The following is a 20713-nucleotide window of genomic DNA, read 5'->3' as shown; positions in this document are numbered from 1 at the left end:
GGGCATCCTATAATAATGTAAAATGGTCCCTTTATTTAGAAGGAGAGAACAAGCATGACGGACACAATGTTAATAAAAGAATTTCGTTCGGGTGTACTCGAAAGTGCACACCGAGGACATATATGTATCGTGAATGATAAGAAGCAGGTTGTTTATTCGGTAGGCAATCCTCATTTCAGGACATTTACCCGTTCTGCTGCCAAACCGCTTCAGGCAATACCCGGAATTCGGGCAGGAATTGTGGATGCATACGATTTTAGCCAAGAAGAAATCGCACTTATGGTATCTTCCCATCGATCAGAAGCTTTTCATAGGAGTACATTAGAGCAAATGAAAGAAAAGATAAACCTGGATGAAGGCGGACTCGTATGTGCCCCAAGTTTTCCACTGCATGAGGAGAGCCGTACGGATTATATTCGGCAGCAAGGAGATAAGAGAAGGCTCCTTCATAATTGTTCGGGTAAGCATATGGGAGTTCTTGCGTACAGTAAGTTAAAAGGATATGATCTTGCTTCCTATGCTGATCCAAATCACCCGGTTCAACAAGAAATTAAACAAATTATATCTCAACTAGGTGAAATAGATCCAAGTGATATGGCTGCAGGAGTGGACGGTTGTGGATTTCCCGTATTCGCATTGCCCATTTCAACCATGGCAACGGCATTTCTTAAACTGGCTTGCCCAGATCTCATAGAAGATGAAGAAACCCGCAAAGCGGCAGAGGTTATTACTGCAGCTATGAATAAAGCCCCCGAGATGGTCGGAGGGACAGGCCGGGTTGATTCTGTTCTGCTCCATGATGATAACATTGTAGCCAAAGGCGGGTTTCAGGGTGTATTTTGTTTGGCTTTACGCAAGGAACGACTAGGTATTAGTTTTAAAGTACTTGATGGCTCGGATGAAGAGTGGGGACTCATTGTGAAATCCATTCTTACACAGATCGGTTATGACAATGCAGAGACGATCCAGCGCCTTACGGAGCAGTTCCCTGGAGAGATTCGGAATGACGCACGTACTGTGGTAGGCAAGGCAGAATCTGCTTTCATACTGGAATCCCATGCATAGAACGTAGAACGTTTCTTTCTTCATTATAAAAAACAGCCCTGTAAACTTAACATGGATCCTATAGATTTTTTCCTAATCAAGGAATTGATCTATATGCCATCGTAGTCACAGGGCTGTTTTTATATTTTCTATGCATGTGTTACACGCGGCGTAGCCGACCGAGCTCAGACACTAGCGCTTCCACTTCAGATATACTAAGATTTGTTTTTGAATTGACAACATCATATAGGTCATAGATATCATCATATTGTTCTACGGAAAAAGCAGAAGATTGCAGGGCAGAAGCACTCGCCATTTTTAATTTTTCTTTAATAGCCTCAATCATGTATTCAATATTTTCCTGGCTTTTTTGAGATAAATCCATATTCCGTCCATTCCTTTCGGTACAGTAAAGTTTGTTCGTATTGTATCATGTAAGGAGCAGGATAGAAAGGAAAAGAAGACAGAAAAGGAGATGATGGGTATTGTCTAAATTCACTTCCTTTACTTCTCGAAGCGGAATGTCAGTGGGGAACGCGGTAACAGCGGATCAGCTTGTCTCTTTTTTCAAACAAATATATACCAAACACAAGGAAGAAGAGATCACTTTCGTATGTATTGGAACAGATCGCTCTACTGGCGATGCACTTGGCCCGCTGACCGGAACCTATCTGTGTGATCATGGTTTTGCAAGAGTGATAGGTACGCTCTCAAGTCCTTGTGATGCGGCCAATCTAGAGTCGCATCTCGCAGAAATTCCTCCTGATCAGATCATTATTGCCATAGATGCCTGTCTTGGAGATGCTGCTAATATAGGTAGATTTATAAGTAAGTCAACTGCCTTGTTCCCGGGCCGGTCTGTAAAAGGACAACTGCCTCCTGTAGGGAATTATAGTATTGCCGGCATTGTAAATAGGAACGGTCCCAGACCGTATTCCATCTTGCAAATGACCTCACTGTATCAAGTAATGAATATGGCATCACAGATTGCAGACGCTGCAAAAGCAAGTGTGGACTATACGAGAATGAGTCAAGTAAATGAATTAGCTATTGAGGTCTAGGAAATAATTACAGATAAGGTAAGTGTTTCAATAGGTCATAAAAAGAGTAATAGAATAGATAAGTCTAATCCAGGTGTTTTAGTTTTAATACGGCTATATACTGCTAACAGAAAGAAGGCGTAACGGATGGAGAAAATGGAACTTGGAAACCAGAACATTGCTTATAAGGATCAAGGAGCCGGAGAGGCCATCTTATTATTACATGGTTTCTGTGGCAATTCGGCTTATTTTGATGAAATATTGCCTGAACTCACAGCGAATTATCGCTGCATTGTTCCTGATCTAAGAGGACATGGTCAGTCAGATGCTCCAAATAGCAGTTACAGCATAGATCAGATGGCAGACGACGTAATGGGAGTGCTAAATGCACTTGAACTAGCTAAGGTAAGTGTATTTGGTCATTCACTTGGCGGATACATCACTCTTTCTATTGCCGAACGTTACCCTGAACGGGTAAAAGCTTTTGGACTTGTTCATTCTACTGCTTATCCAGACAGCGAAGAAGCAAAAGAGAAAAGATTAGCAGCCGTCTCTACCATTCAAACACAAGGAATTCAGAGTTTTGTGGATTCTCTCGTGCCGGGTTTATTTGCAGAGGAAAACCGTGAACGGATGTCCACCGTAATCGACAAAATTCAGGAGATTGGATATCGTACTTCTCCGCTAGGAGCAACCAGCACAGCAATCGCTATGAGAGAACGTCCTGATCGGCGTCATGTTCTGGAGGACTCCATTGTCCCCGTCCTGCTTATCGCTGGAGAATCCGATGGAGTCGTGCCGCCGGATAGAACCTTTACTGCAGATGGTGAAGGAGTTACACAAGCTTTAATTCGTGGTGCTGGACATATGAGTATGGTAGAGGCCCCTGATGAGCTGACACGAGTTATCTTAGAGTTTATGAATAAGAATGTGAAATAAAAGTATAGATTAATAGGCGGACAGGTGAATGTTAGAACCTGTCTGCTTTTTTGTGTGGTTTGGCTTTTTCGAAGGAATGCAGGTAAAATCAATACATACAGTACGGATAAGCTGTCTAAGGAGTGAAAATCCATATGTTCAGAAGAGATTATCTCCTTCGTATGGTGGAGGAAATGACCAACATGATCGGTAAAGTGTTTGAACTCAAACAGAAGAAAAAACACATAGAAGCTTTATGGGAACTGGATGAGTGGCTGAAACGTCAGTTTCGTTTAAACTCTCAGCTCCTGAATTCATTACCTACCGAGGATATTATTGATCTTTTCCGTCAAGGTAGCGGGATCGAAGTAGATCAAGTTCAGCAGGTTGCCCGTATTCTGGAAGAAGAAGGCGAGATATATCAGGATCAAGGACACACAGATGAAGGCTTAATCCGGTATATGAAAGCTTTGCATTTATATCTGTACTGTATGCTGAATGGAGCCAATCCGGATATTTTGCAAGCACCGGTACGAATTCAGCAGCTATATGTGAAAGTGAAAGGATATGAACTTCCAGACAAAACGGAAAGATTATCGGCATTATACCGGGAAGAAATAGGTCAATATGCGGAAGCTGAGAATAGTTGGTATCGTTTGGTGGACCGCGACGAACAATACAAAGAAGAAGCTAGCGTATTCTATCAGCGTCTTTTAAAACTAGAAGATGCGATGCTTAAACAAGGTGGCCTGCCTCGTCAAGAGGTAGAAGAAGGATTTTATCATTTGCAAAGAAAGTAGTATGATTCGGTCACTCCATGATAAAAATAAACTTACTGAACATAATGGTTTAATATGTTATCGTTACTAAGATAAAGTTATATAGAAAGTGAGATGTACCATTTTGGATTCTTTACGAAAATTAATTACAGATATATTTGAAGAGCAGGCACTGATCAATGCTACACTCAGCCAATTACGTAAACGAGAAGGCCAGCTTTATTCAAAAGTACAGATTAAACCTGTATTACTAAAGAATAAATTGCACTATCAGTTTGCATATCATCAGAACAATAAGGTAATTCATGAAAATTTAGAACCTGAGCAGGCAGTTAAGGCTGTGACTGCTATGTTTGAGGAAACATTTAGACAAGGTATGCTATGTACACCAGAAGCGGACTATCAGATTTTGATTAGTAAAAAATACAAGGTCTCCATTCTAACTCGGTCCCCGTCCAAAAAGGAGATTGACCTTTCACATAATCGTAAAAAAAGATATGTACTTGAAGATGGCAAGCCGATTCCATTTCTCATTGAACTCGGTATTATGAGTGAGGAAGGAAAAGTATATGCTCGTAGATATGATAAATTCAAGCAGATTAATCGCTTTTTAGAGATGGTTGAGGATATCATGCCTAGTCTGCCAGAGGAAAGACCTATCACAATCGTTGATTTTGGGTGTGGTAAATCGTATCTGACGTTTGCTCTTTATCATTATTTGGCGGTGAAGCAAAGAAGGAAAATTCAAGTTGTTGGTCTTGATTTGAAGGCCGATGTCATTGAACATTGCAGTCAGATCGCCAAAAATCTGGGATATCAGAATCTGAAGTTTTTGGTAGGGGATATTGCGGAATATAATGAGCTCGAACAAGTAGATATGGTAGTGACGCTTCATGCCTGTGATACGGCAACCGATGCCGCACTGGATAAAGCAGTTCGCTGGGGAGCTTCGGTTATTTTGTCTGTACCTTGCTGTCAGCATGAATTGTTTGCGCAGATGGAAGCTTCGGTTATGAATCCATTATTGTCTCATGGCATTCTGAAAGAGCGTTTCGCTGCTCTTGCTACCGATTCCATTCGAGCTAAATTACTTGATATGATGGGATATCGAACTCAGCTGCTGGAGTTTATTGATATGGAGCATACACCAAAAAACATCCTAATCCGAGCGGTTCGAGGACAAGCAGGCGACCGGGATACCCTGTGGAAAGAATACGAGGCTTACCGGGACTTTTTACATGTGGATCCTTACCTGGAACGGGCTTGTCGTGATTTGCTTCCTAACTCATAAATTGCATAAAAAAAATAGAACAAAAGTGTTAGATAAGAGGCTGACCCTAATATAGGGTTGGCCTCTTTTTTTTGGGGAATAGTAGATAGGTAGATAGGTAGATAGGTAGATAGGCAGGAAAAGAGGAATCGTCCAAATCATGATGCATCAAAAGATAAGAGAACAATCTGCGAAAAAAGAACGATGGCTGTATTCAATATTAGGTGTTCTTACTGGCTTTGTACTCGTGATGGGGATCATGGACCGTGGCCTTTTTTATGTAGAGGATGTATATAAACTCGGAGGGGCCTTATTTTGTGCTCTGTTTGTTCTGTACTTATATGTTTGGCTTCACTTAAGAAAGAAAAGTAGATTTTGGTATGATCATCTGTACGGCCAAGGAGCTTTTTTATACGTGATTCCTCTACTTCTATCTGTTATTTATGCAGTCCAATTCGTATGGGGGAATCTGATTAGTTTAGAAGGTACTTTTCAAAATATGATCCGGTTTGGATTTATTAGTGTTTTTGCGGCAGTCTGTTTTGTACTTGGCACGAAACCTCTCGGAAAAAGATGGCTTGCTGCAAGTATTCAGGTAGCAGGCTGGCTTCTTGTGATCAGCGGTTTGTCTGCTGTATGCGGCTTGTTTGTATTACCTTATACCATTCTGCGCACGGATGATCCGCTAATTAGCTTTGCGGGAGCAAGATTATCCGGGGTGCTTGAATATCCAAATGCCTATGCAGCGCTTGTTGGGATGTTTTTACTCGAGCGCCTTGCGGCGGCAGCATCCGATTTTAGCAGCAGTGGAAAAGGGGCAAGAGAGCGAGTGATCCTCTCGTCTCTTGCTTTATATCCAGCTGCAACCGCGCTTCTCCTCAGCGAGTCGCGCGGTGCTTGGCTGGCGGCGTGCGTATGCGCTGCCGCCATGCTCCTATTGCAGCAGCGCGGACAGCGCCTGCTGCTGCTTTGTGCGGGTGCTGCGCCGCTCCTTGCGGCGGCAGTCACGCACCGAGCACTTGCCGGCGCGAGCCTTGCGCCGGCAACAATCCCCGGCCTGCTGTGGCTGACCGGGGGAGAGATCGCAGCGCTCACAGGTGCGCTGCTGCTTCATGCACTGCTTGCGCGCGGCCGGAGGGTGGCCGCTGCCGCAGTAAGTACAGCGAGCCTCGCCAGCTGTGCCTGGCTCGTGATCCACACTGCATCCGCAAGAATAACCTCCGGAGAGACTTGGGTCTCCCGGGAGGTGATGTGGCAAGATGCAGCCAGATTTGCCCTGCACTCCCCTTGGCTGGGCCATGGCGGGGAGGCCTGGAAACATGCCGTGCATACGGTGCAATCAGCCCCGTATGCAGGAAATGAAATACATAGCGCCTATCTCGATATGTGGCTTGATACAGGTTTGATAGGGCTGCTGCTAATGACGAGTCTCTTTGTCTATATAGGAAGACTTCTGCGGCGGCACGCGCCGGAACTCTTACCTGCCGGGCTGCTTCTTATACTGCATGGCGGGGTTGATTTTGATTTTAGTTATACGGTGTTCTGGATGATTCTTATCTTACTGGGTGCTCTGGCTTTACCTGTTCGGATCCCTAGGGAGTGATGAACCTGAGAGAAGATGTACCTTCATCATAAGGAGCAGGAGTTAACCTCCGTAAGAATCTCGAAATGCTGCGGAAAGTTTGGCTTCTGGGATATCCCAAAGTGCGGCAAGCTCAGGGAGTACATCTTTGTCCCACCAGTCACACTGAACTTTTCGGTTATTATGATTTTCGTTCACCCAGATCAGGTTGCCAATCACTTTTCGGTAATATAGATTTTCACCTTGTGTTACAAGGTCTGGTGCAATATAAACTTTGAGTCGCTTGATAGTCCGGTACAATTCTTTATTGCAAGCCCTGCGGATTTTTCGAGCTGAAGGCAGCTTCGTCTTGGGTCCTTTCGCGTAGGGAGCGGTCTGTCCGGGACGGGCAGAGTGATTCATGCCATCGACCTCCTTTTTTGTACCATATGCGGACGGAGCTGCAGTGGATACCTGTCTTGGTAGAAGAAAATAAGAACTTCATGATATGATGGAAAAAGGAGAGGCTTTGATCTTTACAGGGTATCCTCCGTATTTACATAAAGTAAGGATGAACATATTTTCCTTTTCTGTTTGTATTTTATCGATTTGGTTTATATGTAATCATCATATCAATTGATCACATTCTGAAACGGAAAGGAAGTGCTTCTCATGGCTCCAAATTTATCGCATAAATTCGGTAAAGGATTATCACCAGAAGAATTTGTTTCGAACATGACTCAGAACCAAGAGGCTTTTCAGGATTGGTATCAACGGTTTAAGTGGGCAAATGCCGAAGATCAGGCTTTCTTTGAAAGCTTAAATTATCGTGATGATTTGCGCGTTCTTATTTTAGCGGCTGATTGGTGCGGAGATGTTGTTCGTAATATTCCGGTTGTATTCCAAGCAATGGAGATTACAGGAATTCCTACAGAAGTACTGATTATGGAGAATCACCTTGAAATTATGGATCAATTCTTAACCTTGGGAGGACGTTCGATTCCGGTAGTTATCTTTGCAGACTCCGGTGGTCACGTGCTTGGAACTTGGGGACCTCGACCTGCTCATGTGCAGGAGGCGATGGTTCAATTTAAGACAGAGAATAAAGACCCTGAGGCGGCAGATTATCAGGATAAACTCACAGAAACACGCAAGGAAATTATACAACGTTACGGGGAGGGTACGGAGTATCAGGCAGCGATTATACGTGAGCTGCGTGAACTGATTTCCGGTTTTTAGATGCTGAATATACGAACTTTTAACCTTGGACCACTGCAAACAAATGCATATCTGGTGCAAGGAGAAGATGCGAGTAAAGCTTTTATTATTGATCCGGGTATGAACCCTAAGTCGCTTGTCCGGGCGATTGAGGATCTTGAGATTGAAGCCATCGTGCTTACTCATGCTCATTTTGATCATATGGGCGGTGTAGAAGAAATTCGGAAGTGGAAAGGGTGCCCAGTCTATCTGCATGCAGCGGAAGCAGAATGGCTGGAATCTCCCAAATGGAATGGATCGCTTCGCTGGCCTGATGTGACGGAACCGCTGATGACAGGCCCGGCAGAATATGACCTCGCTGCGGGACAGACTTTGAATTTAGTAGGACATACCTTCAAAGTATTCCACACTCCAGGACATTCCCCAGGCAGTGTGAGTCTGCTTAGCGGTAAAGATCTTTTTGCCGGGGATGTATTATTCCGTTTGGGTGTAGGACGTACTGATCTTCCTGGAGGCAGTGAGCGAGAGCTGATTGATTCCATACAGAACACGCTCTATACATTTGATGAGGATGTTGTGGTATATCCCGGTCATGGCCCGAAAACAACCATCGGATTTGAGAAACAAAATAATCCATACGTTCGTGCTTCTCGCTAAAAATAGTAGAGAATCCGACATTTTTCTTCGAAAAGTATGGACAACACTCTTGTTAATGAGTAGAATGAACTTTATTAGAAACACCCAACTATGACAAGCACGCAGACTGAGGATTCGTCCCGGTTTGCGTTCTTTTTTTATGTATCTCTTTTTATCCATATCTATCTTTTTATCTCGCATGGGGCGATTCTTTCCATAGACATCATTACTTTTTTTTAGTAGACTATACAGACAATAATGAATCAGGAGGTAGACGATGCTGAATTTAGGGGAAAAGATTATCATCGTCGCGGACGCCTTTGAGCAGAATCTTCCTGTAGGAGATTACGGTTATATTATTGCTTATGATCGGAATCCAGATAACGCTTTTGACTATGTGATTCGTGTTCCTCAGGTAAATCGCAACTTTTTTGTTCCATCAGGTGATATAGAACCGGAAGAACAAATCTTGAGACAGGAAGCAGAGCGTATAGAGAGGGATGCCCTTATTGATTACGCACTGGCTACACATAATGAGAAGTTGTTTCGTCAGTTATTGAATGGCGATGAACTGGAATTAGTGGAAGAGGAAGAAGAGGCCGCGAACGAACCAATGTCACAAGCGGATTTTATAAAGCAAGTTAATCTACGTGCATGGATTTAATTGTAAGGAGCCGGATCAATTTCCCGGCTCCTTTTGTTTCTTTATAACGATTTCATTTGATTCACTGCATGGACGTGTTAAAATGGACACAATATCAATAGATAGGGTTAATTTGAAGGAGGAACGAACCTAGTATGAGTATTACTAATCAGGATGTACAGCATGTAGCAAAGCTGGCACGTCTTAACCTAAGCGAAGAGGAAGAAACGCAGCTAACGGAGCAACTGAACGCGATTTTGCAGTATGCTGAGAAGCTGAACGAGCTAGACACCGATGGGATCGAGCCGACTACACATGTACTGCATGTATCCAATGTAATGCGTGAAGATGAAGTGCGTGAAAGTCTGCCAATAGAAAAAGTTATGCTGAATGCGCCGGATGAAGAAGAGGGTCAGATTAAAGTTCCGGCTATACTTGAATAGATACAATAGGGAGGTAAATACCGTTGAGTTTGCTTAATCTTACATTACCTGAAATACATAATAAGCTGCATGCCAAGGAGTTTTCAGTTTCCGAATTAGTGGCTGCATCTTATGCAAGAATCGGCAAAGTAGAAGAACAGGTTCGTGCTTATCTGACTTTAGATGAAGAAGGAGCACAAGCGACTGCAAGACGTCTTGATGACAAGCTTGCGGCTGGCGAAGAGCGAGGCTTGCTGTTTGGACTACCTGCAGGAATCAAAGATAATATCGTTACTGAAGGACTTCGAACCACATGTGCCAGTCAGTTTTTGAAAAATTTCGACCCTGTCTATGATGCAACAGTAGTTAAAAAGCTGAAAGCAGCCGATACGATTACACTCGGGAAACTAAATATGGATGAGTTTGCAATGGGGGGTTCCAACGAGAATTCCAGCTTCTATCCCGTACGTAACCCTTGGAATTTAGATCATGTACCTGGCGGCTCCAGTGGTGGATCAGCCGCAGCTGTGGCAGCGGGTGAAGCTTATTTCACACTAGGTTCCGACACAGGGGGATCGATCCGTCAGCCTGCATCTTACTGCGGCGTGGTTGGACTCAAGCCTACTTATGGCCGTGTCTCTCGTTTTGGACTCGTTGCTTTTGCATCCTCTCTTGATCAAATTGGACCGCTCACCAAAAATGTGGAAGATTCAGCTTATGTACTCCAAGCCATTTCCGGCTATGATGCAATGGACTCTACTTCAGCTAATGTAGAAGTACCTGATTTCCTCAGCGCTTTGACCGGCGATGTGAAAGGGCTGCGAATTGCGGTACCAAAGGAATATATAGGAGAAGGGGTCGATGCATCGGTTAAGGAAACGGTCATGGCAGGCCTGAAAGTGCTTGAAAGCCTGGGCGCTACTTGGGAAGAAGTTTCGCTTCCGCATACCGAATATGCAGTAGCAAGTTACTACTTGCTCGCTTCTTCCGAAGCTTCCTCTAACCTGGCAAGGTTTGATGGAGTACGTTATGGCGTTCGTGCTGAGAATCCGGACAATCTGCTGGATATGTATCACCGTTCCCGCAGTGAAGGTTTCGGGTCTGAAGTGAAGCGCCGTATTATGCTGGGAACCTATGCACTTAGCTCAGGTTACTATGATGCATATTATTTGAAAGCTCAAAAAGTACGTACTTTGATCAAAAATGATTTTGATGAAGTGTTTAAAAACTATGATGTAATTATCGGGCCTACTGCTCCGACAACCGCATTTAAACTTGGATCTCAAGTGGATAACCCGCTAACGATGTATTTGAATGATATTCTTACCATTCCTGTAAGTCTCGCCGGTGTTCCAGCGATCAGCGTCCCTTGTGGTTTTGCAGATGGATTGCCTGTTGGTATGCAGATTATCGGAAAGGCTTTTGACGAGTCAACCGTTCTGCGTGTAGCCCATGCTTTTGAGCAGCACACCGATTACCATAAACAGCGTCCACAGCTGTAATTCACAGAGGAAAGAGAGGAAATAGAATATGTCATCAAAGAAATATGAGACTGTCATTGGGCTGGAAGTTCACGTTGAACTCCATACAAAATCCAAAATCTTCTGCGGCTGCTCTACAGAATTTGGAGCACCGCCTAATACACATACATGTCCGATTTGTTTAGGACACCCCGGAGTACTGCCGGTACTTAATCGTCAAGCAGTAGAATATGCCATGAAAGCAGCGATGGCTCTTAACTGTACCATTGCGGATGTAAGTAAATTTGACCGTAAGAACTATTTCTATCCTGATTCGCCAAAAGCATATCAGATTTCACAGTATGATCAGCCAATCGGGGAAAATGGTTGGATTGACATTGAAGTAGGCGGCAAAACAAAACGTATTGGTATCACTCGTTTGCATTTGGAAGAAGACGCAGGCAAGCTGACGCACGTTGACGGCGGATATGCATCGCTTGCTGACTTCAACCGTGTGGGAACTCCGCTTGTTGAGATTGTATCCGAACCGGATATTTCGTCTCCAGAAGAAGCGCGTGCTTATCTTGAAAAGATTCGTGCTGTTATGCAGTACTGCGATGTATCCGATGTGAAGATGGAAGAAGGATCGCTGCGTTGTGACGCTAATATCAGTCTTCGTCCTTTTGGTGAGACCAAACTCGGAACGAAAGCAGAACTGAAAAACATGAACTCTTTCCGCGGAGTGCAGCGTGGATTAGAATACGAAGAGATTCGCCAAGCGGAGCTGCTTGATGATGGAGAAGAGATTGTTCAAGAAACACGCCGCTGGGATGAAGCTGCTGGTAAAACGTTATCTATGCGGAGTAAAGAACAAGCTCATGACTATCGTTATTTCCCGGATCCGGATCTGGTTACTCTTCATATCAGTCAGGAATGGAAAGACCGCGTTCGCGCTTCGATTCCAGAACTTCCCGATGAGCGTAAGGCGAGATATACTTCGGAATATGGCCTTCCAACCTATGATGCGGAAGTCATTACTTCATCTGTGCATCTGGCTAATCTTTTTGAAGACAGCATGAAATACACTTCCGATGCCAAAGCCGTATCCAACTGGATTATGGGTGACTTGCTTGGCTACCTTAACAGTGAAGGGGTAGAAATCACGGCACTCCAGCTGACTGGACAAGGTCTCGGAGAAATGGTCGGCCTTATTGAGAAGGGAACGATCAGCAACAAGATTGCGAAGACTGTATTTAAAGAAATGCTCGAAAGCGGCAAACTTCCTAAGCAGATTGTAGAAGAGAAAGGGCTCGTACAGATCAGTGATGAAGGAGCCATTCTGACGATTGTTGAACAGGTTGTTGCAGCTAATCCGCAATCCGTAGAGGATTACAAAGCAGGAAAGCAAAAAGCGATCGGTTTCTTAGTTGGACAAGTGATGAAGGAAAGTAAGGGGAAAGCAAACCCTGGACTAGCCAATAAACTGCTTGTTGAAGTTTTAAGCCGCTAGGTTATGCTTGAATATACTGATAGAAGCTCGTCTATGATGACGGGCTTCTTTTATGGTAGGAGGAACTAGCTTAGATGGAAGGCAAAATCATACCAATCTCTTTGCAGGACACAGATTTGGTCCTTGAGATTTGGAGACTTCAGCACTTGGCATATCGCCTAGAAGCACAGTGGATTGGCTTTAATGAAATTCCGCCGCTTTTAGATACCGTAGAGACGATTCAGGGTTGCGGTGAATCGTTTTTTGGTTATATAACAGATGATATGGAACTACTTGGGGCGGTAGCTGTAGAGACAGAAGAGGAAGGGACCAGAACCATTTCCCGGATGATGGTTCATCCGCTTCATTTTCGCAAAGGAATAGCAGGACAGCTCATTGAATATGTGCTGGATCTACACCGGGATGTGCCCAAAATCATCGTTTCAACAGGACTTAAAAATATACCCGCTTCGAGCTTGTATCAAAAATACGGTTTTAAACCGATAGAAACACAGGAGGTTGCTCCTGGAGTGGAATTAACGACTTTTCATTTGAATAGGATAAACGATCGTTCCTAATACTGGATGAGTTTAACGGAAGGGGTAAGATAAAATGGGCGATCCATGGTACATTGGACAATGGGATATCCTTTTAAGGCTGCTCACAGCAATGACACTTGGTGGATTAATTGGAATTGAGAGAGAGCGGTCTAACCATGCAGCTGGCTTTCGGACACATATTTTAGTTTGCTTAGGCTCTGCACTTATTATGTTATTATCCGCATATGGCTTTGCTGATTTCGTGAATGAAGCAAATGTACGTATGGACCCTGCTCGTTTAGCCGCCGCTGTAATTACAGGGGTTGGTTTTTTGGGTGCTGGGACCATTTTATTTACAGGAAAGTCCATTACAGGACTTACAACAGCAGCTTCTATTTGGGTAGTTGCAGGTATTGGACTTGCAGTAGGTGCTGGATTTTATTTTGCTGCTATTGTATCCACTGTATTAGTCCTTCTTAACCTATGGGTGTTTAATAAAGTGGAGAGACGTTATCTGAAAGCGAATAAACCCCACATTATTACACTAAGTGCGGTATCTACACCTGTACTGATCGAGAAGATCTCTCACTTTATGGAGGAAGAGAAGATTGCCGTTCGTAAAATGACAGTAAGTGATCTGGATATCAGTTCATCAAACTACCGATCAGAGTTAGAAAGACATGTCGAGGTTACTCTTCATGTGCTAGTTCCAAACAGTTTCAATACGGTGTCCCTTGTTACGAAGCTGCAGGAGTGGCATCAATTTCGCTCTATTTCAGTGGAATAGAAGACTTGCTTGCATAAAAAGGCTATTATTTTGTATCTTATATAGATCATATAAGAACTGTTCAAACTTACTGAACAGTTCTTTTTATATTTCCTTTTAAATTATTCTGTTTACCAAGGTTAGGTTAATAAATCCCATTTGATTTCCAGTTACAGACAAAAGAGAATAGGGTAGTATCAAAAAGAAAATGGACTTACCGTTCATAGTTTGTTATTCAGGAGGTGGATATTCACATGCAGCCTTCCATGCAATCTGGCTCATCAAAACGTTTTACACGAAAAAAACATAAGTTTATAGCAGGTCTATTATCTGCTTTATTACCGGGTTTGGGTCATTTATATCTTGGTGTATACATTAAGGGCCTGACCTTTATTTTTCTCTTATTACTTGATTTATCAGCTCTTCTTTATTTCTCTACGATCGGTATACAAATTAATGTACCGCTGCTCATATTGCTGGGTCTTCTTATTCCTGTTCTCTATTTCATAAATATTTATGAAGTTCTCCAGCTTGCAGATCAGATTGTAATGCGCAAGCGCAGGCCCCACGGGCAGAGCGACGAAGAGGACAGAACTTTAGCTCCTAATTTTAGATTTTTAGCGTGGGAACGAGGAATATCTTTCGGAATACTCCTTATTGTTGGCGGCACTTTAATGGTGCTGTTCATTCAGAGACCGAGGTGGTTGCAGCAGTACATTGCCCTGTATGGGACCACGGGTACAGCCGTTGTCTTGATTTTGATTGGCGGCATTCTTCTCGTTAGAGAAATTTTACTATCGCTAAGCTTTTGGAAGAAACAAAAAAATAAAAGAATGGCATTACCTTATAAAATTCGAATTGGTCGATATACAGCTGCTTTATTTATTATGATAACGGGTATCCTTCTGCTGCTTGATCAGATTTATCAGATGGAGTACACATTTGAGCTTTTAAGATACTGGCCGTTTATTCTAGTTATATGGGGAATTGAATTTATTATTTCGTTTATTCTGCATCAACAATTTCGGCCTTCCAGTAAAAGAAAATATAAATCGAGATTTAAGCCGGATTTTAAAGGTATTATTTTCTCCGTTACGCTTATCGCTTGTATCTTTGTTGTAACGCAGCAGGACCATTACACTCATCTATGGAATAGAGTGAGTTTGAATCTCTCCTCTGCTTCGATGGATTATAGTGAAGCTACAGACAATCGGATTGTCAAAGATACCATTGCAGTTCCTGTAGAGATGAGTACTGCAGCTGTTCTTGTTGAGAATGTTAATGGAGATATAAGAGTAAACCGAGGCGACGTAGAACAAATTCAGATTAACACCATAGTATGGGTAGATCAGGTGGAAGAAATAGAGGCAGAGGCAGTAGCAGAAGCTTCAAAGGTGAAGGTGAACGAAGGTAAGACCATTCACATTTCTACCTCGCCCCAAGGTTATGGGAGTGAATCGAAACGCCAGCCAAGACTCAATATGACGATTACAATCCCGGACGACCGCAGATTTGATCTGGAGGTTAGAACATCGAACGGTGCTATATATATGGATCGGCCGCAAGCAATTAACAACATTAACGTCGAATCCGGTAACGGTAAAATTTATATTCATAGTGCAATCGGTGATATACGGGCTAAGACACTAAACGGAAATATATCGGTTGCAAATGTGACGGGAAGTGCTTCGTTAGATACGAATCGAGGAGATCTCCGAGCGGAAGATGTATCCAAAGAAATCAGTTTATCAACACAGGTAGGCCATATCCAGGCTTCCGGTATTGTAGGAGATATTGAAGCAAAAACACGCAATGGGAATATTAAAGTAATGAATCCTTTAAATAACCTGAGTCTTGAAACATTGAATGGAGCCGTTCAGGTAACATCAAGTATGGTAGGTGGCAATTGGAATATATATAGTGCAGTAGGGGATATTAATCTATCATTACCTGAAGACGGAGACTATACCCTTGAAGGTTCCAGCACATATGGCAACTTAAACAGCGAATTGCCATTTACTGTTAAGAACAGAGAAATTCAAGGAACCGTTGGTGAAGGCGAGTATAAAATTACAATCGAGGGAAATAGTGATCTGATCATCAATCAGACCCAAATGACGGAGGGCATTTCAGAGCAACAGACAACTCCGCGAGATGAACTTTAATTTATACTCAGTTCATTCTTTTTTGTCTAATATACCTCTCCTTTGCCTATATGCGTTGACAACTGTAAGAGTAACAATTTACAATAAATATGAAGTCTGTCACTTAACTTGGAAAAATTTTGTCTAATAATTTAAAAATTTAATCCCTAGTAAGGGTGCGATGTAAGAAAGGTAAGGCGGTGGGCTTATGGCAACACGTGTCCAACATGCGTTAGAACAACTTAAAACGACTGGTGTCCGCATTACGCCTCAACGCCATGCGATTCTTAATTATTTAATGGAATCAATGGGACATCCAACTGCAGATGAAATTTATCGTGCGCTGGAACCTCAATTTCCTAGTATGAGTGTGGCCACTGTATATAACAACTTAAAGATGTTTACACAAGCAGGTATGGTGAGAGAGCTGACTTATGGTGATAACTCCAGCCGATTTGATGCGAATATAGCGGAACACTATCATATTATTTGCGAGAAGTGCGGAACAATTAAAGATTTCAGTTATCCTTCACTGCATGACGTAGAAGAGAAAGCCGCAGCCTGCACGGATTTTGAAGTGCATGGTCATCGTCTCGAACTTTATGGTGTATGTAAAAGTTGTAGGTAAGCAGAAAACTGTTACAATTACGTGAGAATTCCTTTTTTTTGGAATTTCTCACGTTTTTTTTATTTCTTTTCAAACTTTGGTGCTTTACTCTTGTTATATCAAATGGAGGATACTTACATGGTGAGAAGAAAAACACGAAGACGAGGGACAAGAGTCCCCTTATGGAAAAAGGCCTTGGGCTTAGGTTGTATCGCCGCGCTTGCTTACATATTGATAACGACCTTTGTGATTCGTAGCGTGGATGAGATTACGGATTGGAGAGGATTTGAAAAACCGATCTTCGTTCAAGGAGAACTTATGGATTATGAAGCGAAAGGCTCTAATGAGAGTTTGAAGCTCCCTCTTTCCGTGCTCCAAGAGAAAGTAGATCCATCCATACGTTATGAGGGATCAGAGGGTACAATTATTTTAACCTCCCCTGACAAGGTACTTCAGCTAACAAAAGATGAAGAACAGGGAGAACTAAATGGAAAGCCTTATATTTTACAAACCGTACCTGAAGAAACTGAGGGCGAACTTTACATTCCAGTACAAGCATTGAAAGAAGTGTACGGAATCAGTGTTCATGAGAGCGCAGATACAGGAGCTGTTTTACTCATGAATCAAGGTGAGACCATAGAATATGCAGTAGCAGCAGGGAACGGCAAACAAAAGGAATCGGAAGAACGCATTTCGCTTTATCAAAAACCTAACAATCAAGCGGTTATTGTGAAAAGGATGAACCTTGGTGACCGGGTTAGAATATGGTCTTCTGATGGGAAATGGTTATTCGTGCAGCTGGACAGCGGTTATGCGGGTTATGTTTTAGCTAGTGAAGTGAAAAGGGCAGAGACGGTAACTGTCCCGAAACTGGAAGTGGCGCCAACAGCGGCAGAACAAAGATGGAAAGATAAAACGATTAATCTTACATGGGAGGCAGTTTACAATCGAGCAGCTGACCCAGATACTCTTTCTGTTCTTAAAGGTGTGAATGTAGTTAGTCCTACTTGGTTCGAGATTTCAGATGACAAAGGTAATGTAGCAAGTAAGGCCGATCCTGCTTATGTGAAGAAAGCAAAATCATTAGGTATAGAAGTTTGGGGTCTGATAAGTAATGCATTTGATGCCGACCTAACGGCAGCAGTGTTATCCACTTATGAAAAACGAAATACCATTATCACACAAATGATTGAATATGCAAAAACTTATCAGCTGGACGGCATTAATGTTGATTTTGAGAGTGTATATACAGAAGACGGTCCTAATGTTACTCAATTTATGAGAGAGCTTCGCCCTTATGCGAAGGAGAATGATTTAGTGCTCTCGATAGCAGTAACACCGAAATCAAATAGTGAACTATGGAGTAAATTTCTTGACCGCAGATCACTTGGACAGATTATTGATTACATGATGGTAATGACTTACGATGAGCATTGGGCTACAAGTCCAATAGCCGGATCTGTATCGTCTATACCGTGGACTACAGCTGCGATGACTAAAATTATGGATGAGGATGAAGTGCCAGCGGGAAAACTACTGCTCGGTGTGCCAACCTATACAAGAGTGTGGACTGAGGAAATGGCTGAGGGAGAGATCAAAGTGCGCTCCAAAGCAATTGGAATGGATACTGCCCAGGAAATTATCTCGACTCAGAAATTGACCCCTCAGTATTTAGAAGATACAGGTCAGCATTATGTAGAGTACGAGGAGCAAGGAGTCCTTAATAAGATTTGGCTTGAGGATAAGACATCGCTTAGAGCAAGAGTTGAACTGGCTGAAAGACTGGAATTAGCAGGAGTCGCTTCTTGGAGCAGAAGTTTTGCGAATGAAGGCGCCTGGGCTGTGCTAAACCGAATTCATATGAACTAATACGATTTTATATAGAAAAGCCGTGCTGCGGCTCCTTTTTTGAACTGCACTTTAGTTGTTAGACACAATCTAACAACTAAAGTGCAGTCCATCCTTGGAGAGTTAGCACGGCTTTTTTTGTGTATAAAGAGAGTAGCTATTATTTTTTTTCTGTAAGATGATAATGCTAGGATCTTGATTTTTGGACGTCAAGTTGGTCGGCTGTAATGTTTGCTTTAGCGGGGTCAAACGTCATGATGGTTTTGCAGAACATACAGCGGTCCGTTTTACCCAGCATTTTAGTAAGTTTATGGCATTCGGGACACTCGATCTGAACCGCACTGACAGACATCATACCGGCCCAAAAATAGATCCCTAAACTTCCCATCATCGCAATCAGACCAATAACAAGTCCAATGCCTGCGGCGATCTTACCAGCAGAACCAAAAAAGACAATACCTGCTGTACCTAGGACCATAAGTCCCATACCCATCATGGTAAGCAGCAATCCCCAAGTTCGAAAGGCTTCAATCTTAGCTGATTTAAAAATCATTATAAATGCTCCTAACGTAAGAGTAGTTGTCTTCACTGTATAGCAGGAAACCTATGTTCTTATGTAGAATGTAGAACTATATTATAACTTAATTGGTAAAAAATCACCATTTATTGTATGGAGGGAAAGCGTGGAATTAACTAATTTGTCTTTTCTATCCGAAGAGTCGGATAATCAGGGCGTCGTTGGAGCTATTGCGTACCCTCATTCGGGAGAGCATTTTCATGGATCTCTTATGCAGGATTTTGAAGTGTATGTGTTAATTTTGCACGAAGACAGCTCTTTGCATAATAAAATAAGACACTCCATTATAGGTGAACTCCGCTATCAGATTGTTTACATGGATTGGGTGAAGCTTAATCGGGATTTGATAACAGGAGAAGATCGCAGTGTAACGGAAGCCTTTATGGATGGAGATATCTTATGGGATCGAGACGAGAAACTTCATTTGCTTAGAGATGATGTGCTAGCGTTTGGCAGTAAGATGCGTAAGCAAAAAATGTTTTATGAGTTCTCTTGTTTTTTAAATACCTGTATTGAGGCAAAACGTTGGCTCGCAGATGGGCAGGTAATCGATGCATATCAATGTATTATGAAATCACTCAAACACTGGGCAAAAATTGTAGTAATTGAGAGGGGGATCCCTCCAGAACAAGCTGTATGGGCACAGATCAGAGATATGGACAGAGCTGTATACAAATTATATGACGAGCTTATAGCGAGTGAAGAGACCTTGGAACAACGCGTGGAATTAACTTTGCTGGCCTGTGAGTTTTCGGTCATGTCCAAAATGGAAGGTTGCTCTGAGTTATTAATAGAAGTTCTTCGCAAAAGCAATCATCCTGTAAGTTTAGCTGAGTTAATGATACATCCAGATCTTTTGTATATTCATGAGGAACTCCCGCTCATGCTGCGTAAGTTAGTGCATCGTTCCATTATCAAGGAAACGGGCAGTTGGATCCCTTCATTAACTGAAAGCGGGAGAGAGATTCGATACTTTGTGAATTGATTCGAGTTCGTATGTTAAAGATAGAGGAGATGAGGATTATGATCTTCTCTTATCTTTTCGACGAATAAGATTGTAGAGTGTGACAGTATAAGCTGGTATACAGCTCTTTTTACTAACAAATCTCCTTGATAAGTGTACAATATGGCAATTGAATAAGGAGAGATAAAAAATCTTTAAAAAAGTTAGTTATATAGCTTGACTCATTCCTTCCTAATATGATAAATTATAAATCGCCCGTTAAAAAGGCGACAAACTTTCAGGTTAAGTCATTACTAAATGAACTATACCGGTAAGAAAGTTTGAAAAAAGATTTTAAAAAATTGCTTGACGAAATAAACGGCAATGTGTTATATTATAAAAGTCGCCGCTTGAAATAAGCGGATGATAAAAATGGAGTTTCACATTGAAGATTGATCTTTGAAAACTGAACAACGAGGAGTTTTACGCAAGTAAAACTCGTGAGTGAATTAATACAAGTTTCATTTGTTGGTCATAACAAATGAAATAGAGAACTTTTAAGTTCTCGTCAGCATTTTCTAAATGAGCTTATCGCTCTTTTCAATAACTTTATTGGAGAGTTTGATCCTGGCTCAGGACGAACGCTGGCGGCGTGCCTAATACATGCAAGTCGAGCGGAGTCAATGAGAAGCTTGCTTCTCTGAGACTTAGCGGCGGACGGGTGAGTAACACGTAGGCAACCTGCCCATAAGACTGGGATAACTACCGGAAACGGTAGCTAATACCGGATAGGTTCTTCCCTCGCATGA

21 protein-coding genes and 1 rRNA gene are annotated in these 20713 nt (G+C 42.5%); 19 read left to right on the top strand and 3 right to left on the bottom strand.

Going from position 1 to position 20713, the window contains the following annotated elements:
• The first annotated feature begins 54 nt into the window (after positions 1-54).
• Positions 55-1065 (top strand): asparaginase, encoded by a 1011-nt coding sequence (locus KJS58_RS18330; RefSeq protein WP_213534649.1) that lies wholly within the window; start codon positions 55-57, stop codon positions 1063-1065.
• A 139-nt stretch (positions 1066-1204) separates the two neighbouring features.
• Here KJS58_RS18330 and KJS58_RS18325 read toward each other — a convergent pair whose 3' ends face one another.
• The gene (locus KJS58_RS18325; protein ID WP_213534647.1) at positions 1205-1429 is read right to left on the bottom strand and encodes a DUF1128 family protein; all 225 of its coding nucleotides are present in this window, start codon (positions 1427-1429) and stop codon (positions 1205-1207) included.
• A gap of 100 nt (positions 1430-1529) precedes the next feature.
• Between KJS58_RS18325 and yyaC the strand changes: the two genes are divergently transcribed.
• The 5 genes from yyaC (at position 1530) to KJS58_RS18300 (ending at position 6654) form a co-directional block, all read left to right on the top strand.
• Positions 1530-2105, top strand: coding sequence for a spore protease YyaC (gene yyaC, locus KJS58_RS18320; protein ID WP_249717613.1), 576 nt, complete (start codon positions 1530-1532; stop codon positions 2103-2105).
• Between the two features lie 126 nt (positions 2106-2231).
• Positions 2232-3023 carry an alpha/beta fold hydrolase gene (locus KJS58_RS18315; protein WP_213534645.1) on the top strand — a complete coding sequence of 264 codons (792 nt, stop codon included), beginning with the start codon at positions 2232-2234 and terminating at the stop codon, positions 3021-3023.
• Between the two features lie 134 nt (positions 3024-3157).
• Entirely contained in the window at positions 3158-3802 is a 645-nt protein-coding gene (locus tag KJS58_RS18310; protein ID WP_213534644.1) for a DUF6483 family protein, read from the top strand.
• Positions 3803-3905: 103 nt separating this feature from the next.
• Positions 3906-5072, top strand: a complete 1167-nt coding sequence (locus KJS58_RS18305) for a class I SAM-dependent methyltransferase (RefSeq protein ID WP_213534642.1) — start codon at positions 3906-3908, stop codon at positions 5070-5072.
• A 139-nt stretch (positions 5073-5211) separates the two neighbouring features.
• Positions 5212-6654, top strand: coding sequence for an O-antigen ligase family protein (locus tag KJS58_RS18300; protein WP_213534640.1), 1443 nt, complete (start codon positions 5212-5214; stop codon positions 6652-6654).
• 42 nt (positions 6655-6696) lie between these two features.
• Here KJS58_RS18300 and KJS58_RS18295 read toward each other — a convergent pair whose 3' ends face one another.
• Positions 6697-7035 (bottom strand): hypothetical protein, encoded by a 339-nt coding sequence (locus tag KJS58_RS18295; RefSeq protein ID WP_213534638.1) that lies wholly within the window; start codon positions 7033-7035, stop codon positions 6697-6699.
• A gap of 249 nt (positions 7036-7284) precedes the next feature.
• Here KJS58_RS18295 and KJS58_RS18290 point away from each other — a divergent pair, with 249 nt between their 5' ends.
• The 11 genes from KJS58_RS18290 to KJS58_RS18240 all read left to right on the top strand — a co-directional run bounded on the left by KJS58_RS18290 (position 7285) and on the right by KJS58_RS18240 (position 18405).
• Positions 7285-7851, top strand: a complete 567-nt coding sequence (locus KJS58_RS18290; RefSeq protein WP_213534636.1) for a thioredoxin family protein — start codon at positions 7285-7287, stop codon at positions 7849-7851.
• On the top strand, positions 7852-8487 hold the full coding sequence (locus KJS58_RS18285) for an MBL fold metallo-hydrolase (protein WP_213534634.1): 636 nt from the start codon (positions 7852-7854) through the stop codon (positions 8485-8487).
• 256 nt (positions 8488-8743) lie between these two features.
• On the top strand, positions 8744-9130 hold the full coding sequence (locus tag KJS58_RS18280) for an ATPase (RefSeq protein ID WP_160035831.1): 387 nt from the start codon (positions 8744-8746) through the stop codon (positions 9128-9130).
• A 134-nt stretch (positions 9131-9264) separates the two neighbouring features.
• Positions 9265-9552, top strand: coding sequence for an Asp-tRNA(Asn)/Glu-tRNA(Gln) amidotransferase subunit GatC (gene gatC / locus KJS58_RS18275; protein ID WP_213534627.1), 288 nt, complete (start codon positions 9265-9267; stop codon positions 9550-9552).
• A 23-nt stretch (positions 9553-9575) separates the two neighbouring features.
• Positions 9576-11033 carry an Asp-tRNA(Asn)/Glu-tRNA(Gln) amidotransferase subunit GatA gene (gene gatA / locus KJS58_RS18270; protein WP_213534625.1) on the top strand — a complete coding sequence of 486 codons (1458 nt, stop codon included), beginning with the start codon at positions 9576-9578 and terminating at the stop codon, positions 11031-11033.
• 28 nt (positions 11034-11061) lie between these two features.
• Complete coding sequence (gatB, locus tag KJS58_RS18265) at positions 11062-12501, top strand: Asp-tRNA(Asn)/Glu-tRNA(Gln) amidotransferase subunit GatB (RefSeq protein ID WP_213534616.1); 1440 nt, start codon at positions 11062-11064, stop codon at positions 12499-12501.
• Positions 12502-12575: 74 nt separating this feature from the next.
• On the top strand, positions 12576-13058 hold the full coding sequence (locus KJS58_RS18260) for a GNAT family N-acetyltransferase (RefSeq protein WP_213534614.1): 483 nt from the start codon (positions 12576-12578) through the stop codon (positions 13056-13058).
• A 34-nt stretch (positions 13059-13092) separates the two neighbouring features.
• Positions 13093-13806 (top strand): MgtC/SapB family protein, encoded by a 714-nt coding sequence (locus tag KJS58_RS18255; protein WP_213534612.1) that lies wholly within the window; start codon positions 13093-13095, stop codon positions 13804-13806.
• A 233-nt stretch (positions 13807-14039) separates the two neighbouring features.
• Positions 14040-15950: a DUF4097 family beta strand repeat-containing protein gene (locus KJS58_RS18250; RefSeq protein WP_213534610.1), complete on the top strand. Its 1911-nt coding sequence runs from the start codon at positions 14040-14042 to the stop codon at positions 15948-15950.
• 187 nt (positions 15951-16137) lie between these two features.
• Entirely contained in the window at positions 16138-16557 is a 420-nt protein-coding gene (locus KJS58_RS18245) for a Fur family transcriptional regulator (RefSeq protein WP_213534608.1), read from the top strand.
• A gap of 117 nt (positions 16558-16674) precedes the next feature.
• Positions 16675-18405, top strand: a complete 1731-nt coding sequence (locus tag KJS58_RS18240; RefSeq protein WP_213534606.1) for a glycosyl hydrolase family 18 protein — start codon at positions 16675-16677, stop codon at positions 18403-18405.
• Positions 18406-18571: 166 nt separating this feature from the next.
• Here the strand turns inward: KJS58_RS18240 and KJS58_RS18235 are convergent, their stop codons facing one another.
• Complete coding sequence (locus tag KJS58_RS18235; protein WP_213534604.1) at positions 18572-18937, bottom strand: DUF2614 family zinc ribbon-containing protein; 366 nt, start codon at positions 18935-18937, stop codon at positions 18572-18574.
• A 130-nt stretch (positions 18938-19067) separates the two neighbouring features.
• Here KJS58_RS18235 and KJS58_RS18230 point away from each other — a divergent pair, with 130 nt between their 5' ends.
• Positions 19068-19946 (top strand): nucleotidyltransferase-like protein, encoded by an 879-nt coding sequence (locus KJS58_RS18230; protein WP_213534602.1) that lies wholly within the window; start codon positions 19068-19070, stop codon positions 19944-19946.
• A 567-nt stretch (positions 19947-20513) separates the two neighbouring features.
• A 16S ribosomal RNA gene (locus KJS58_RS18225) occupies positions 20514-20713 on the top strand; the annotation flags it as partial.

The sequence above is a fragment of the Paenibacillus sp. J45TS6 genome, assembly GCF_018403285.1.
GTDB lineage: Bacteria > Bacillota > Bacilli > Paenibacillales > Paenibacillaceae > Paenibacillus.
The sequence above is the reverse complement of the archived record's forward strand: the minus strand, read 5'-3'. Positions and strand labels throughout refer to the sequence as shown.

Bases quoted from the DNA above. Each gene is read 5' to 3' on its own strand.
- KJS58_RS18290 (WP_213534636.1), top strand. From the start codon at position 7,285: ATGGCTCCAAATTTATCGCATAAATTCGGTAAAGGATTATCACCAGAA.
- KJS58_RS18300 (WP_213534640.1), top strand. From the start codon at position 5,212: ATGATGCATCAAAAGATAAGAGAACAATCTGCGAAAAAAGAACGATGG.
- KJS58_RS18235 (WP_213534604.1), bottom strand. From the start codon at position 18,937: ATGATTTTTAAATCAGCTAAGATTGAAGCCTTTCGAACTTGGGGATTG.
- KJS58_RS18255 (WP_213534612.1), top strand. From the start codon at position 13,093: ATGGGCGATCCATGGTACATTGGACAATGGGATATCCTTTTAAGGCTG.
- KJS58_RS18330 (WP_213534649.1), top strand. From the start codon at position 55: ATGACGGACACAATGTTAATAAAAGAATTTCGTTCGGGTGTACTCGAA.
- KJS58_RS18310 (WP_213534644.1), top strand. From the start codon at position 3,158: ATGTTCAGAAGAGATTATCTCCTTCGTATGGTGGAGGAAATGACCAAC.
- KJS58_RS18260 (WP_213534614.1), top strand. From the start codon at position 12,576: ATGGAAGGCAAAATCATACCAATCTCTTTGCAGGACACAGATTTGGTC.
- KJS58_RS18325 (WP_213534647.1), bottom strand. From the start codon at position 1,429: ATGGATTTATCTCAAAAAAGCCAGGAAAATATTGAATACATGATTGAG.
- KJS58_RS18245 (WP_213534608.1), top strand. From the start codon at position 16,138: ATGGCAACACGTGTCCAACATGCGTTAGAACAACTTAAAACGACTGGT.
- KJS58_RS18285 (WP_213534634.1), top strand. From the start codon at position 7,852: ATGCTGAATATACGAACTTTTAACCTTGGACCACTGCAAACAAATGCA.
- KJS58_RS18250 (WP_213534610.1), top strand. From the start codon at position 14,040: ATGCAGCCTTCCATGCAATCTGGCTCATCAAAACGTTTTACACGAAAA.
- KJS58_RS18315 (WP_213534645.1), top strand. From the start codon at position 2,232: ATGGAGAAAATGGAACTTGGAAACCAGAACATTGCTTATAAGGATCAA.
- KJS58_RS18240 (WP_213534606.1), top strand. From the start codon at position 16,675: ATGGTGAGAAGAAAAACACGAAGACGAGGGACAAGAGTCCCCTTATGG.
- gatB (WP_213534616.1), top strand. From the start codon at position 11,062: ATGTCATCAAAGAAATATGAGACTGTCATTGGGCTGGAAGTTCACGTT.
- gatC (WP_213534627.1), top strand. From the start codon at position 9,265: ATGAGTATTACTAATCAGGATGTACAGCATGTAGCAAAGCTGGCACGT.
- KJS58_RS18295 (WP_213534638.1), bottom strand. From the start codon at position 7,035: ATGAATCACTCTGCCCGTCCCGGACAGACCGCTCCCTACGCGAAAGGA.
- KJS58_RS18280 (WP_160035831.1), top strand. From the start codon at position 8,744: ATGCTGAATTTAGGGGAAAAGATTATCATCGTCGCGGACGCCTTTGAG.